Source organism: Carboxylicivirga sediminis, assembly GCF_018156225.1.
GTDB classification, from domain to species: Bacteria; Bacteroidota; Bacteroidia; order Bacteroidales; family Marinilabiliaceae; genus Carboxylicivirga; species Carboxylicivirga sediminis.
In genome coordinates this window covers 73,511-86,349 of the sequence record NZ_JAGTAR010000004.1, presented here as the reverse complement: position 1 = coordinate 86,349, position 12,839 = coordinate 73,511, and the positions used below count along the sequence as shown (strand labels likewise).

Here is a 12,839-nt window from a genome sequence, read left to right as displayed (position 1 = left end):
GCTTTTTAATACACCCAATGCGCACCTTCTCTAAAATAATATCCACCGTATTTCATCCCATGCTCATTCCTACACTGGGATTGTTCCTCATCTTTAATATTGGTGGTCACTTCTCCTATCTTCCGCTCGATCATAAAAGAATCATTTACCTGATTGTATTTTTAAGCACCTGTGCATTGCCGCTGAGTCTCATGCCCCTATTTATGTTATTGGGTGTTATTAAAAGCATATACATGAAGAACCGGCAAGAACGCATTCTTCCAACGGTATTCACAGGTATTTTCTATTGCCTTGGTTATTTCTTTTTAAGTCGCATACCGGTTGTGCCAAGTTTTATTCAAAGCTTTATGCTGGCCACTATCATTGCAATTGCAATAGCATTACTTATCACACTCTTCTGGAAAATTAGTATGCACATGATAGGTATCGGTGGTTTAACTGGTGCGCTCCTGGCGCTTTCTTTTCGCTTCGGCCTGGATATTTGGATACTATTCTCCTTAGCCATTATTATTGCCGGAATGGTGGGTACCGCACGCTTGTATCTTAAAGCACACACGCCAGCGCAAGTGCACACAGGCTTTATTCTAGGTGGGTTGGTGGTATTTGCAGGTTCATTAATTTTCTAGACCAGTTAACATCTTAAAAGACTTTAAGTACTGATAATAAAACAGTCATAATTGTAGTCCACCCTGGTATTGTTGCGCAATCGATCGTCATAAAATAACAAAAGCCACCCTAACGGATGGCTTTTATATTTTTTGAAAAAGATCGGTCTGAATTACTCAGCAGCCGGAGCTTCTGGAGCCTCTTCTGCTCCTTCTTCAGCAACTTCTTCTGCTTCTTCACCAGCAGCCTCTGCAGCAGCAGCTTTAGCAGCAGCTTCTGCCTCAGCAGCTAATTCAGCTTTTTTAGCAGCCAGGGCCTCAGCTCTTTCGCTATTGATCTTAGCTTCCTGCTCTAAACGCTCTTTAGTAGCGTCAGCTTTAGCACCTGCTAATTGATCTTTTTTAGCCTGAATCTTTCCTTCTTTTCCAGCTAACCAAGCGTCGAAACGCTTTTCAGCTTCTGCCTCATCAAAAGCGCCTTTTTTAACACCTTCTAACAAGTGCTTCTTCATCATCACACCTTTGTACGAAAGAATCGCACGAGTAGTGTCTGTTGGTTGAGCACCTTTTCCTAACCACTCAAGGGCTTTGTCAAAGTTTAAGTTGATTGTAGCAGGATTAGTGTTCGGGTTGTAAGAACCAATTCTTTCAATGAACTTACCATCGCGTGGCGCTCTGCTATCGGCTACTACAATGTGGTAGTAAGCATACCTTTTACGTCCGTGACGTGCCAGTCTAATTTTTACAGGCATAGTATTACGTTTTATAAATTAAACAATTGCAAAAACTCGTTTTGCGACTGCAAAGATAAAGCTAATAAATGTATCCGCCAATGTTTTGAGCGCAAATATTAATACAAGTCATTTATTTTTAGCCGGTAACAACCATATGAAAACTGGTACTTTTCCGATTTGAAAGCGCTAAATACTAACAACACATTAACTTGTTTCCCTTCGGCATTCCCCTATTAATTCATTAACTTCGCCAACCACCCAGACGAATAAGCAAGGAAATAGAAAATTCTGATACTGAGATGTTTTTAATATTTGATACCGAAACAACCGGTTTACCAAAAAAATGGAAAGCCCCCTTAGATGACTTTGACAACTGGCCAAGAATGGTGCAATTAGCCTGGCAGTGTCATGATACAGAGGGTAATTTTCTGTTTGCCAAAAACCATGTTATCACACCAGACGGCTACACAATACCCGAAGACGTAGTAGCGGTCCATGGTATCTCTACCGAAATAGCTCACGAGAAAGGTATTCCGTTAAAAGAGGCCTTACTCGATTTCATTGAAGACGTCAAGCAAGCCAAGTTTGTGATTGGGCACAATGTATCCTTCGACATCAACATTGTTGGATGCGAACTACTCCGCTGTGAAATGGATGAAAAAGTGTTGGTCAACGCGCCAACACTGGACACCATGACGGGCAGTAAAGAATATTGTGACCTAAAACGAAAAGGACAACTCAAAAATCCGACTCTAACCGAGCTGCACCTAAAACTATTTGGCGTGCCGTTTGCCGAAGCACATAACGCAGCTGCCGATGTGGAAGCCACCTCACGCTGTTTTCTTGAGCTAATTAGGGTGGATGGTCTGCCAACGCAGTTGCTGAATATGTCGCCTGATCAAATTCAGGCCTTTAAGCTTAATAATCCTACCACCATTGAGCTGGCCGGCATTGAATACGAATCATTCAAAGTCAGTTCAGCGTTTGATGAAGTATCGATTGAAGAGGAAGAGCGCAAGTGGGAGGAAGCCAAGAAAAACATCGCTCCGCAACCTTTTGTACATCTGCATGTGCACTCGCAATACTCGATATTGGACGGAGCAGCCAAAACAGCGGATATTGCGGCCAAAGCTAAAGAAGATGGCATGCCAGCTGTAGCTATTACCGACCATGGATCCATGTTTGGGGTCAAAGAATTTCATGTGGCATGTAGCAAGGCTGACATAAAACCCATCATTGGTGTTGAGGCCTATGTAGCCAAAAGAGGACACTTGCGAAAAGACGATAAAACCGATTCGGGAGGTCACCACATCATTTTACTGGCTAAAAACTATACAGGGTATCAAAACCTGCTGAAACTTACGTCTATTGCCCACACTCAAGGGATGTACTACAAGCCGCGAATTGATAAGGAGTTACTCGAACAATACAGCGAAGGTGTGATTGTCAGCAGTGCTTGTCTGGGAGGCGAAGTAGCTCAGAACATTATGGCCGGTAACATCGACAAGGCACGGGAAACCATTTTATGGTATAAAGATGTATTTGGCGAGGACTACTACCTGGAAATCATGCGTCACCGAAACAACGATCCACGCTTAAGAACCGATGTGTGGGAGAATCAGGTAAGAGTAAATAAAGTAATACGACGCCTGAGTGCAGAACTGGGCGTTAAGATTATCGCCACCAACGATTCGCATTTTATGAATCCTGAAGATGCTGAGGCCCACGATGTATTAGTCTGCTTAAGTACCGGACGCGATTATGACGATCCTACACGTATGCGTTATACCAAGCAGGAGTGGTTTAAAACCACAGCAGAAATGAATGAGCTATTTGCTGATGTTCCCGAAGCGCTAGCCAACACAGCAGAGATAGCTGAGAAGGTAGAATACTTTAAGCTGGACTCTAACCCGATTATGCCACCTTTTGATATTCCTGAGGATTTTGGTTCGCTTGAATCGTACAAGGAGCAGTTTGATGAATCTAAATTAATTGAAGAGTTTGGCGAAGAACGCTATGAGAAGCTTGGCGGATATGACAAGGTATTACCCATTAAGTTAGAGTCCGACTACCTGGAATACCTGACTTTTGAAGGGGCCAAAAAACGTTATCCGGGTGATGAGTTAACTGATGATAAAAAAGAACGATTGGAGTTCGAGCTGGAAACCATTAAAACTATGGGTTTTCCGGGTTACTTCTTGATTGTACAGGACTTTATTAACTGGGCTAAAGACAATGGTGTACTCGTAGGGCCTGGACGTGGTTCTGCTGCCGGTGCCGCCGTTGCCTATTGTGTTGGTATTACCGACGTCGATCCCATTAAGTACGATTTGCTGTTTGAGCGTTTCCTGAACCCCGATCGTATCTCCATGCCCGATGTCGACATCGACTTTGATGATGATGGACGTCAGGATGTACTTGATTATGTGACCGATAAATATGGTCAGCAGAAAGTGGCACATATCTGCACATTTGGTACCATGGCCACTAAAAGTTCCATTAAAGATGTGGCACGTGTTCTAAGACTGGAACTAGCTGAAGCCAATCGATTGGCCAAGATGGTGCCCGAAGCACCTAAGATGAGTTTCAAAAAAGCTTATAAGGAAGAACCTGCATTACTGGAAGAAAAGGAGTCCTCCAATCCGCTAATTGCCAAAACCATAAAGTTTGCAGAGGCATTGGAAGGTTCTGTAAGGCAAACTGGTGTGCATGCCTGTGGAGTACTCATTGGTAAAAATCCGCTGGATGAACATGTACCGGTAATGCCGACGAAAGGCGAAGATCTACTTACCACTCAATACGATGGTCGTTTCGTTGAAGACATTGGCCTGCTAAAGATGGACTTTCTGGGATTAAAAACCCTGTCCATCATTAAAGAAGTGCTTGGTAACATTAAGCTCTCCAAGGGCATTGATATAGATATTAACAATGTCAACCTCGAAGATGAAGAGACTTTCCAACTCTTTAGCCGAGGTGAAACCACCGCCATCTTCCAGTTTGAGTCGCCCGGGATGAAGAAGCACTTAAAGGCCCTTAAGCCAAACCGCTTTGAAGACCTGGTGGCCATGAATGCCCTGTACCGTCCGGGACCAATGGAATACATACCTTCGTTTATTGCCCGTAAGCATGGTAAAGAAGAGATTGTTTATGACCATCCCATGATGGAACCTTACCTAAAAGACACCTACGGGATTACAGTCTATCAGGAGCAGGTGATGCTTCAATCACGGGCCTTAGGGGGCTTTACGCGAGGCGATTCCGATTCGCTCCGTAAAGCCATGGGTAAGAAGATAATGGCCATGATGGACAAATTGAAGGAGAAGTTCATTAAAGGCTGTTTGGATAGTGAGGAATTTGTGCAGGCCTGCAAAGATGGCAAGACAACCATTGCCAAACCGGAAGATTTGATTGAAAAGATTTGGAAAGACTGGGAAGCATTTGCCAGTTATGCCTTCAACAAATCGCACTCGGTATGCTATGCCTACATTGCCTATCAGACAGGTTATCTGAAAGCGCACTACCCGGCTGAATTTATGGCGGGCGTATTAAGCCGCAACCTCAGCGATATCACCAAGATTACCAACTTCATGGAAGAGTGTAAAAACATGGGGATGGACGTATTGGGACCTGATGTAAACGAATCGTACCGCAAGTTCACGGTAAACAAGGAAGGAGCCATTCGTTTTGGTATGGCAGGTATTAAGGGTGTTGGAGAAGGAGCTGTAGATGCTATCATCCAGGAACGGGAAAAGAATGGGCCATTCAAATCGGTTTATGACTTTGTAGAGCGCTTGCCATTAACCACTGTCAACAAGAAAAACATTGAGGCATTGGCCTACTCGGGTGCATTCGACACCATGGGTAATTATCACCGGGCTCAATTCTTTGGCAAGCAAGAGAACGATGAACTGAACTTTATTGAACACCTTATCCGCTATGGCAACCGCTTCCAGGCTGATAAAGCATCATCGCAAAACTCACTTTTTGGAGCAATAGGCGCTGGCATTGAAATCAAAACGCCCGACATGCCCAACTGCCCTGAATACTCCATTATTGAAAAGCTTAACCACGAGAAGGAGTATATTGGCATTTACCTGTCGGCTCACCCGCTAGACCAGTACAAACTGGAGATGAACTTCTTCATCCACCACCGCCTTAAGCAGCTGGATGACCTGGAGGCAATACGAGGTAGAGATATCACTGTAGCTGGCAGTGTGGTCAATGTCAGACGTGGCACTACGAAGAAGGGAAATCCATACGCCATTATGACCATGGAGGATTACACCGGCTCCTACGAGTTCGCTTTCTTTGGTAATGATTTCACCGAGTATCTGCCCTATCTGGAGATTGGCTATTTTATAATGGTTAAAGGACGAGTACAGCCTAAACGTTTCAACCAGGAAGAGCTGGAACTTAAAATCAACAACATTAAGTTTCTGAGCGAATTACGAGATACACTGGTTAACACCATTACGCTGAAAGTACCGCTTAACGCCATCTCGCAAGAGCTAATAACTGAGTTATCGAATATTTTGCAAACAAATGAAGGCAATGTAACGTTAAAGTTTATGGTACAAGACCCGGAGACTAAGAATGCGGTGCAATTTTTATCGCGCAGCATGCGGGTTGATCTGAACGATGACCTCATTAAATACATTGACGAACATGAAGATATAGAAATGAGTATTGCATAAAGGTGCTTGACAAGAATCAGGTTTCTTTTGTTACATGTATATACTAAAAATTGTGTATTTTTGAACATGCCGAAATTATTTTGTATAACTTTGGCAATCACTTTCAAATTAAGAAGTTAAAATTTTTATACTAATAAAGTAAAACAGATTTGCTATGTTGATCGAAGTTACTGATGCCAATTTTGAAGAGTTAGTACTAAATTCAGATAAACCTGTATTGGTTGATTTCTGGGCAGAATGGTGTGGACCATGTCGTATGGTAACTCCTATTGTAAAAGAATTGGCAGAAGAGTACGGTGAGAAGGCCGTTATCACAAAAATGGATGTTGACAGCAACCCAGGTACTTCAGTGAAGTTTGGTATTCGTAACATCCCAACTATCCTGTTCTTCAAGAACGGTGAAGTAGTTGACAAACAAGTAGGAGCTGTTCCTAAAACTATTTTGGCATCTAAACTGGATGCTCTTTTATAGTATAAGCATACAAAATAGGAAGGGCTGTCAGGTAATTGACAGCCTTTTTTTAATCCTTAATTTTAAAACTACCCCCTTTAAAAATGAAACAGACAATTTTAATTACGGTCGCTTTGGCGCTGATTTTTAGCAGCTGCCAGTTTTTCGGACCACAGAAACAAGTCGTAAAGACAGGCAACAATAATGCCGATGGAACTTTTATTAAAAAGAGCCACTTTAACGATGATCTTAACGCTCCTGTTGAATGGGAAGTATCCATGAAGTTTAAAGATGGAAGCAAGTCGGCTATTCGCCATGGATTATCCAAGCGTTATTCTACAACTGGCAAACTATTGGAGAGCATCAATTATGCCGACAATAAGAAAGATGGCATGCGCCTTACCTACCACTCAACCGGTAAAGTTTACAAGGAACAACCCTACAAAGATGGTAGACTGAACGGCATCTGTAAACGCTATGACAGAGATGGCCAGCTAACAGCCGAGTACGAATATAAAAATGGCTTACCTGGCGTTGGGCTGAAGCGCTACACCAACCTTGGCAAGCAACGCCCTGACCCGGCTATTAACGTTCAAAAAGTTGATAATATAAGAACAAACGGCACTTATAACCTAGTTGTATCATTGGCAGGAGAAGGTGCTAAAACCATTAAATCGGTTGAGTTTTATGAAGGCAAACTGATTGAAGATAAATACTACCACAAAAATTTGTCACCAGCTCATAAGCTTTCATCTAAGAAAGGTGAAATTCGCATCAAACTCCCACAAGGTAGTTCGATGAATAAAACACTTAACATTGTGGCTGTTTGTAAAACCTCAGATGGTTTAACACTCATTCTTCAGCAACCAGTAAAGGTTGACGCAAGAGGCATCTAATAGCCTGATTTCGACCCAAAATATCAAGCCTCTGCAATTAAGTCAGAGGCTTTTTTTAGCCCATAATCATACCTACAATGGTGGCCGACATCAATGATGCTAAAGTTCCTGCCAGCAATGCTCTAAATCCAAAGCGTGAAAGGAATTCGCGCTTATTGGGTGCTAAACCTCCAATACCCCCAATTTGAATGCCGATGGAAGCAAAGTTGGCAAATCCACAAAGCATATATGTAGCCATAATAACCGATTTACTGCTTGTCAGAGCACCTGAAGCTTTAAATCCTGCCAGACTTGTATAGCCTACAAACTCACTGGCAATAATCTTCTCTCCCAACAATTGGCCCACCAGGGCAATATCCTGCGAAGGCACACCAATCAACCACATTAGTGGCGCCAGGCAATAGCCCAGAATAAATTCAAGGTTAAAGTGTTCATACTGTCCACTGGTCCACTGCGCAATCGAATTATTTAATGTTGTCCATTCACCCACCTTATCAAATCCATAGTTAATAAGGGCGATAAATGCAAAAAACACCAGTAGCATAGCACCCACATTGGCAGCCAGCTTTAACCCCTCGGTAGTTCCATTACTCATGGCATCCAGTATATTGCTGCCAATTTTATCCATTGATATTTTAATCTCAGAAACTATTTCTTCAGTTTGAGGAACGAGCACCTTGGAGATAACAATAGCACCCGGAGCCGCCATCACCGATGCGGTTAACAAATGCTTGGCAAACATCAGTCGCTGTACCGGATCATCGCCACCCAAAAAACCAATGTAGGCAGCCAGAACACCACCAGCCACTGTGGACATACCTCCCACCATCACTAAAAACATTTCTGAGGCATTCATCTTAGGCAGATAGGCTTTGATCATTAAAGGCGCTTCGGTTTGTCCAAGAAAGATGTTACCCGCAACTGACAAGCTTTCAGCTCCTGACAGCTTAAGGGCCCTCGTTAACATCCAGGCCAATGCCCACACTACTTTTTGAATAACGCCCAGGTAAAACATAACACTGGTCAGCGCCGAGAAGAATATGATGGTTGGTAATATCTGGAAAGCAAAAATATAACCGAATTTAGAGGTATCCAAAAAATCCCCAAGCAGAAACTCTGTGCCGATTTTTGTAAAATCAAGTACCAGAGTAAACAGCTTTCCTAAAAACTCAAAGAGACTTTGCACAAAAGGCACATATAACACACACACAGCCAACAACAACTGAATACCTAAACCAATGCCTACCACTTTCCAGGAGATTGCTTTGCGATCGAGACTAAATAACCAGGCTATACCAATTAACACAGCCATACCAAACAAGCCTCTCACGATGCTCATCATATCAAATGAAGCCGCAGTGCCAACTTCCACCACTTGTTCAGTTGTATCTTGCGAGAATATCAACTGTCCCATAAGGAGACAAGTAGCTACTAGAAGAAATTTCTTCATAAGGATTAGGATTAAATTGAATAATGTAAATGATTCAGGGGGGTAATACTTCTACTTTTCTCTTCGGTTAATTTCATCTCTGATCTTAGAGGCCTTTTCATAATCTTCAGCCATGATGGCTTCATCAAGCATCTTCTTCAGTTCAGCAATCGTTTTTGATTTGTACTCTGTACTGACTGATTTACTCTCACTACGCTCCACCGGAGTAATTGAGTGACCTTCTTCCTTCTTATCGAAATCAAGCACAATACCAGCTTTTTCAATAATGTCTTCATAAGTGTAGATAGGACAGCCAAAACGCAGAGCCAAAGCGACAGCATCTGATGTACGCGAATCGATATGCAGTTGCTCATTATCACGACGACAAACCAGCTCGGAATAGAAAATTCCTTCCTCAAGTTTGTAAACAACTACTTCAATAACATCAATATTAAAAGACTTAGAAAAATTTAAAAAGAGATCATGTGTTAGGGGTCGAGGAGGCTCCAATCCTTCAAGCTTAATGGCTATAGACTGGGCTTCAACACCACCAATTATAATTGGAATACGCCTTTCTCCATCCTCTTCGGCTAACACCAGCGCGTAGGCTCCAGATTGAGTCTGGCTATATGACAAACCAAGAATATTTAACTTGATTTTTTTTCTACTCATAGCGGCTTATTAGATCTTCACTCATTTGCTAATGAATGCAATAAAATGAGTGAATGAGTGTTATTCTTTGTATTCAAGCAAATATAACAATTAGTTTTAAACATTGACAGGCCAACACCGTTTTATAACTATCAGCGGCCTCGATTTCAAGCCATAAAAAACTAATTTTCAGCTGTCAGTAACAAAAATATTTGTGCCGAAAAGTAATTTTATATACTTTTGCACTCCATTGAATCCTGTGGGGTCGAAAAAGTGGCTTTAAAACGGAAGTCCACCTCCTGGATAAAACCATAAAAATTGGTGACATGTACGCAATTGTTGATATTGCTGGACAGCAATTCAAAGTAGAGAAAGAAAGAAAAATCTTTGTGCATCGATTGAGTGCCGAGGAAGGTGCTACAGTTGAATTTGAAAAAGTACTTTTAACAGACAACGAAGGTGACGTTAAAATTGGCGCTCCTGTTTTAGAAGGTGCTAAAGTAACGGCGAAAGTTCTATCACACGTTAAAGGTGATAAAGTAATCGTTTTCAAGAAGAAAAGAAGAAAAGGTTACAAAAAGAAGAACGGACATCGTCAGTACTTCACTCAAATTCAGATTGAAGAAATCGTAGGTTAAAAACTCAAAAAATTAGAATAAGATGGCACATAAGAAAGGCGTCGGTAGTTCGAAGAACGGTAGAGAGTCGGAAAGTAAACGACTTGGCGTAAAAATTTATGGCGGTCAGGCTGCCAAAGCTGGTAACATCATCGTTAGACAGCGTGGTACTCAGCACCACCCAGGTGAGAATGTTGGTATTGGTAAAGACCACACATTATTCGCTTTGGTAACAGGTACTGTAGCTTTCCGCAAGAAGAAAGACAACAGATCTTATGTTTCAGTAGTACCATTCACTGCTGAATAAGATTCTTGAAAAGATTATTAAATCTCCTGTTTTTATTACTTTCGTAATAATTTCAGGAGATTTTTTTTACTCGCTAACCATACAACAATATGTTGACGTTAAAATTCATTCAGGACAATAAAGAATTAGTCGTTGAGCGACTGAAAATAAAGAACTTCGATGCCAGCACAATCGTTGACAGCATCATCGAATTGGATAACCGCCGAAAAGCAACACAGGTAGAAGCTGAATCTTTTCAGCAAGAGATGAATGCCCTATCCAAAGAGATTGGTCAGTTGTTTAAAGCGGGGAAAGCTGAAGAAGCTAACCAGGCTAAAGCACGCACCGGTGAATTAAAAGATAAGATCAAGGATCTAAACACTTCCCTGGATGAAATAACATCGCAGCTGAACGAGCAGTTAGTTTCCCTTCCTAACATCCCTAATGAGATTGTTCCTCCGGGTAAAGGCGAGGAAGACAATGTGGAAGTGAAAAACGGCGGCACCATGCCACAGTTGGAGGTAAAAGAGCCTCACTGGGATTTGATTAAGAAATATGACCTGATTGATTTCGAATTAGGCACCAAGATAACAGGCGCCGGTTTCCCGGTGTATAAGGGCAAAGGCGCACGTTTGCAGCGCGCTTTGATCAATTTCTTTCTTGATGAAGCTGAAAAAGCAGGTTACAGCGAGGTGATTCCACCATTAGTGGTAAACGAAGACTCGGGCTTTGGCACCGGGCAGCTACCCGATAAAGAAGGACAAATGTATCATGTTACAGCCGATAACCTGTATTTGATTCCAACGGCCGAGGTACCTGTTACCAACATCTTTCGCGATGTGATTCTGAAGGCTTCAGAAATGCCGGTTAAGCACTGTGCTTATTCAGCTTGTTTCCGTCGTGAAGCTGGCTCATGGGGTGCCCATGTGCGCGGATTAAACCGTCTGCACCAGTTCGACAAGGTAGAGATTGTACAAGTGGCCCACCCAAATGAATCATACGAGATTCTTGACAAAATGGTGGCTCACGTTCAAACATTGGTTGAGAAGCTGGGATTACCATGGCGTATTCTGCGTTTGTGTGGTGGCGACCTGAGCTTTACATCTGCCCTCACCTATGATTTTGAGGTATACTCAGCAGCTCAGGAGCGCTGGTTAGAAGTTAGCTCAGTATCAAACTTTGAAAGCTACCAGGCTAACCGCCTGAAATTGCGTTACAAAGAGGACGGTGAGAAAAAAGCACAACTGGCCCACACGCTTAACGGCAGTGCATTGGCATTACCACGAATTGTGGCTGCCATCCTTGAAAACAATCAAACTCCTGATGGTATCAGAGTACCTGAGGCATTGGTTCCTTATACTGGATTTGATATTATCAAGTAAACAAAAAATCAAGGCAGAAGGCAGAAGATTTTTAAACAGACTTCTGCCTTCTGCCTATTTATTACTGTATAAACTAATTGACTATGTATATATTCAACACCACTTTTATGATTAACGATACCATTGTGGATGATTGGAAGCAGTGGATGAACCGCAATTACGTACCAACCATGAAAGATTTGGTTAAAAATATCCGTGTTGAATTATATGAGGTAATGGCCGTTGTAGAGGAAGGTAACACTAACTATTCCTGCCAGATGCAGGTATATAACCCCGCTGATTTGGACACCATCAATAAGTACAACGCCATCCTGATTAACAACGCCAAGGGCACCTTCGGCGATAAGTGTTTAACCTTTAGTTCTATTCTTAACGAGGTACAGCTTGGCTAAAGAGCGCATTATATTAGGCATCGATCCCGGCACAACCGTTATGGGCTATGGCATTATACGCGCCATAGGCAACAAGGCCGAGATGGTGACCATGGGTGTGCTCGAACTACATAAATACGGCGACCACTACCTGAAACTGCAAAAGATATTTGAGCGTGTGGTTCAATTGGTAGACACCTACCACCCGGATGAGCTGGCCATTGAAGCACCTTTTTATGGCAAAAATGTACAGTCGATGCTGAAGCTGGGTCGCGCTCAAGGGGTAGCCATGGCGGCCGCTCTTTCGCGCTCGGTACCAATTTTTGAGTATGCACCTCTCCGCATTAAACAAGCCATCACGGGCAATGGCCGTGCCTCCAAAGAACAGGTAGCCATGCTGCTGCAAAACCTGCTTAAGATTGGTGAACTACCCAAATACCTGGATGCCACCGATGGATTGGCAGCTGCCTATTGCCATTTTCTTCAAAACCAGAGAGTAACTCTATCCGGTGGTTCTAAAAGCTGGAAAGACTTTATCAGCAAAAACCCGGGACGGGTAAAGAAATAAGCTATCTCTATTTTCTAAGGTACATTGTTGGTAATTATACGGCAGGAGTATGCTTTTTCATAAGCAAACTTTTTAAAAAACCTACTGTGCATTTAGTAATTTAACCCGGGTTAAATATATTTTTAACCCTAGTTAAAGCATACGTTGACCCGGGT

General features: G+C 42.5%; 13 protein-coding genes. 9 read left to right on the top strand and 4 right to left on the bottom strand.

Features of this window, described 5'->3' with window-relative positions; genetic code table 11:
• Nucleotides 1–5 precede the first annotated feature (5 nt).
• Complete coding sequence (locus KDU71_RS23160) at nt 6–134, bottom strand: hypothetical protein (protein ID WP_262898249.1); 129 nt, start codon at nt 132–134, stop codon at nt 6–8.
• 99 nt (nt 135–233) lie between these two features.
• Between KDU71_RS23160 and KDU71_RS22980 the strand changes: the two genes are divergently transcribed.
• The gene (locus KDU71_RS22980; protein ID WP_244828169.1) at nt 234–626 is read left to right on the top strand and encodes a hypothetical protein; all 393 of its coding nucleotides are present in this window, start codon (nt 234–236) and stop codon (nt 624–626) included.
• A 152-nt stretch (nt 627–778) separates the two neighbouring features.
• Here KDU71_RS22980 and KDU71_RS04185 read toward each other — a convergent pair whose 3' ends face one another.
• Nucleotides 779–1,357 carry a 30S ribosomal protein S16 gene (locus KDU71_RS04185; protein WP_212188654.1) on the bottom strand — a complete coding sequence of 193 codons (579 nt, stop codon included), beginning with the start codon at nt 1,355–1,357 and terminating at the stop codon, nt 779–781.
• Between the two features lie 281 nt (nt 1,358–1,638).
• Here KDU71_RS04185 and dnaE point away from each other — a divergent pair, with 281 nt between their 5' ends.
• The 3 genes from dnaE (at nt 1,639) to KDU71_RS04170 (ending at nt 7,380) form a co-directional block, all read left to right on the top strand.
• Entirely contained in the window at nt 1,639–6,033 is a 4,395-nt protein-coding gene (dnaE, locus tag KDU71_RS04180; RefSeq protein ID WP_212188653.1) for a DNA polymerase III subunit alpha, read from the top strand.
• Between the two features lie 154 nt (nt 6,034–6,187).
• Nucleotides 6,188–6,505 (top strand): thioredoxin, encoded by a 318-nt coding sequence (trxA, locus tag KDU71_RS04175; RefSeq protein ID WP_212188652.1) that lies wholly within the window; start codon nt 6,188–6,190, stop codon nt 6,503–6,505.
• An 83-nt stretch (nt 6,506–6,588) separates the two neighbouring features.
• Nucleotides 6,589–7,380: a toxin-antitoxin system YwqK family antitoxin gene (locus KDU71_RS04170; RefSeq protein WP_212188651.1), complete on the top strand. Its 792-nt coding sequence runs from the start codon at nt 6,589–6,591 to the stop codon at nt 7,378–7,380.
• Between the two features lie 55 nt (nt 7,381–7,435).
• On the opposite strand, the gene KDU71_RS04165 is transcribed toward KDU71_RS04170, so the two are convergent.
• Both KDU71_RS04165 and KDU71_RS04160 read right to left on the bottom strand, forming a co-directional pair.
• Nucleotides 7,436–8,830 (bottom strand): NupC/NupG family nucleoside CNT transporter, encoded by a 1,395-nt coding sequence (locus tag KDU71_RS04165; protein ID WP_212188650.1) that lies wholly within the window; start codon nt 8,828–8,830, stop codon nt 7,436–7,438.
• A gap of 51 nt (nt 8,831–8,881) precedes the next feature.
• Nucleotides 8,882–9,481, bottom strand: coding sequence for a bifunctional nuclease family protein (locus tag KDU71_RS04160; protein WP_212188649.1), 600 nt, complete (start codon nt 9,479–9,481; stop codon nt 8,882–8,884).
• A gap of 305 nt (nt 9,482–9,786) precedes the next feature.
• Here KDU71_RS04160 and rplU point away from each other — a divergent pair, with 305 nt between their 5' ends.
• The 5 genes from rplU to ruvC all read left to right on the top strand — a co-directional run bounded on the left by rplU (nt 9,787) and on the right by ruvC (nt 12,684).
• The gene (gene rplU, locus KDU71_RS04155) at nt 9,787–10,098 is read left to right on the top strand and encodes a 50S ribosomal protein L21 (RefSeq protein ID WP_212188648.1); all 312 of its coding nucleotides are present in this window, start codon (nt 9,787–9,789) and stop codon (nt 10,096–10,098) included.
• A gap of 22 nt (nt 10,099–10,120) precedes the next feature.
• The gene (rpmA, locus tag KDU71_RS04150) at nt 10,121–10,384 is read left to right on the top strand and encodes a 50S ribosomal protein L27 (protein ID WP_212188647.1); all 264 of its coding nucleotides are present in this window, start codon (nt 10,121–10,123) and stop codon (nt 10,382–10,384) included.
• 89 nt (nt 10,385–10,473) lie between these two features.
• On the top strand, nt 10,474–11,745 hold the full coding sequence (gene serS / locus KDU71_RS04145) for a serine--tRNA ligase (RefSeq protein ID WP_212188646.1): 1,272 nt from the start codon (nt 10,474–10,476) through the stop codon (nt 11,743–11,745).
• An 83-nt stretch (nt 11,746–11,828) separates the two neighbouring features.
• On the top strand, nt 11,829–12,137 hold the full coding sequence (locus tag KDU71_RS04140; protein ID WP_212188645.1) for a DUF4286 family protein: 309 nt from the start codon (nt 11,829–11,831) through the stop codon (nt 12,135–12,137).
• A complete protein-coding gene (gene ruvC, locus KDU71_RS04135; protein WP_212188644.1) occupies nt 12,130–12,684 on the top strand; it encodes a crossover junction endodeoxyribonuclease RuvC in 555 nt (184 codons plus the stop codon). Before KDU71_RS04140 ends, ruvC begins: the two co-directional genes overlap by 8 nt.
• Nucleotides 12,685–12,839: the final 155 nt, after the last annotated feature.

Coding starts and splice junctions, on each gene's coding strand:
- KDU71_RS23160 (WP_262898249.1), bottom strand. CDS start 134: ATGATCGAGCGGAAGATAGGAGAAGTGACCACCAATATTAAAGATGAG.
- KDU71_RS22980 (WP_244828169.1), top strand. CDS start 234: ATGAAGAACCGGCAAGAACGCATTCTTCCAACGGTATTCACAGGTATT.
- KDU71_RS04185 (WP_212188654.1), bottom strand. CDS start 1,357: ATGCCTGTAAAAATTAGACTGGCACGTCACGGACGTAAAAGGTATGCT.
- dnaE (WP_212188653.1), top strand. CDS start 1,639: ATGTTTTTAATATTTGATACCGAAACAACCGGTTTACCAAAAAAATGG.
- trxA (WP_212188652.1), top strand. CDS start 6,188: ATGTTGATCGAAGTTACTGATGCCAATTTTGAAGAGTTAGTACTAAAT.
- KDU71_RS04170 (WP_212188651.1), top strand. CDS start 6,589: ATGAAACAGACAATTTTAATTACGGTCGCTTTGGCGCTGATTTTTAGC.
- KDU71_RS04165 (WP_212188650.1), bottom strand. CDS start 8,830: ATGAAGAAATTTCTTCTAGTAGCTACTTGTCTCCTTATGGGACAGTTG.
- KDU71_RS04160 (WP_212188649.1), bottom strand. CDS start 9,481: ATGAGTAGAAAAAAAATCAAGTTAAATATTCTTGGTTTGTCATATAGC.
- rplU (WP_212188648.1), top strand. CDS start 9,787: ATGTACGCAATTGTTGATATTGCTGGACAGCAATTCAAAGTAGAGAAA.
- rpmA (WP_212188647.1), top strand. CDS start 10,121: ATGGCACATAAGAAAGGCGTCGGTAGTTCGAAGAACGGTAGAGAGTCG.
- serS (WP_212188646.1), top strand. CDS start 10,474: ATGTTGACGTTAAAATTCATTCAGGACAATAAAGAATTAGTCGTTGAG.
- KDU71_RS04140 (WP_212188645.1), top strand. CDS start 11,829: ATGTATATATTCAACACCACTTTTATGATTAACGATACCATTGTGGAT.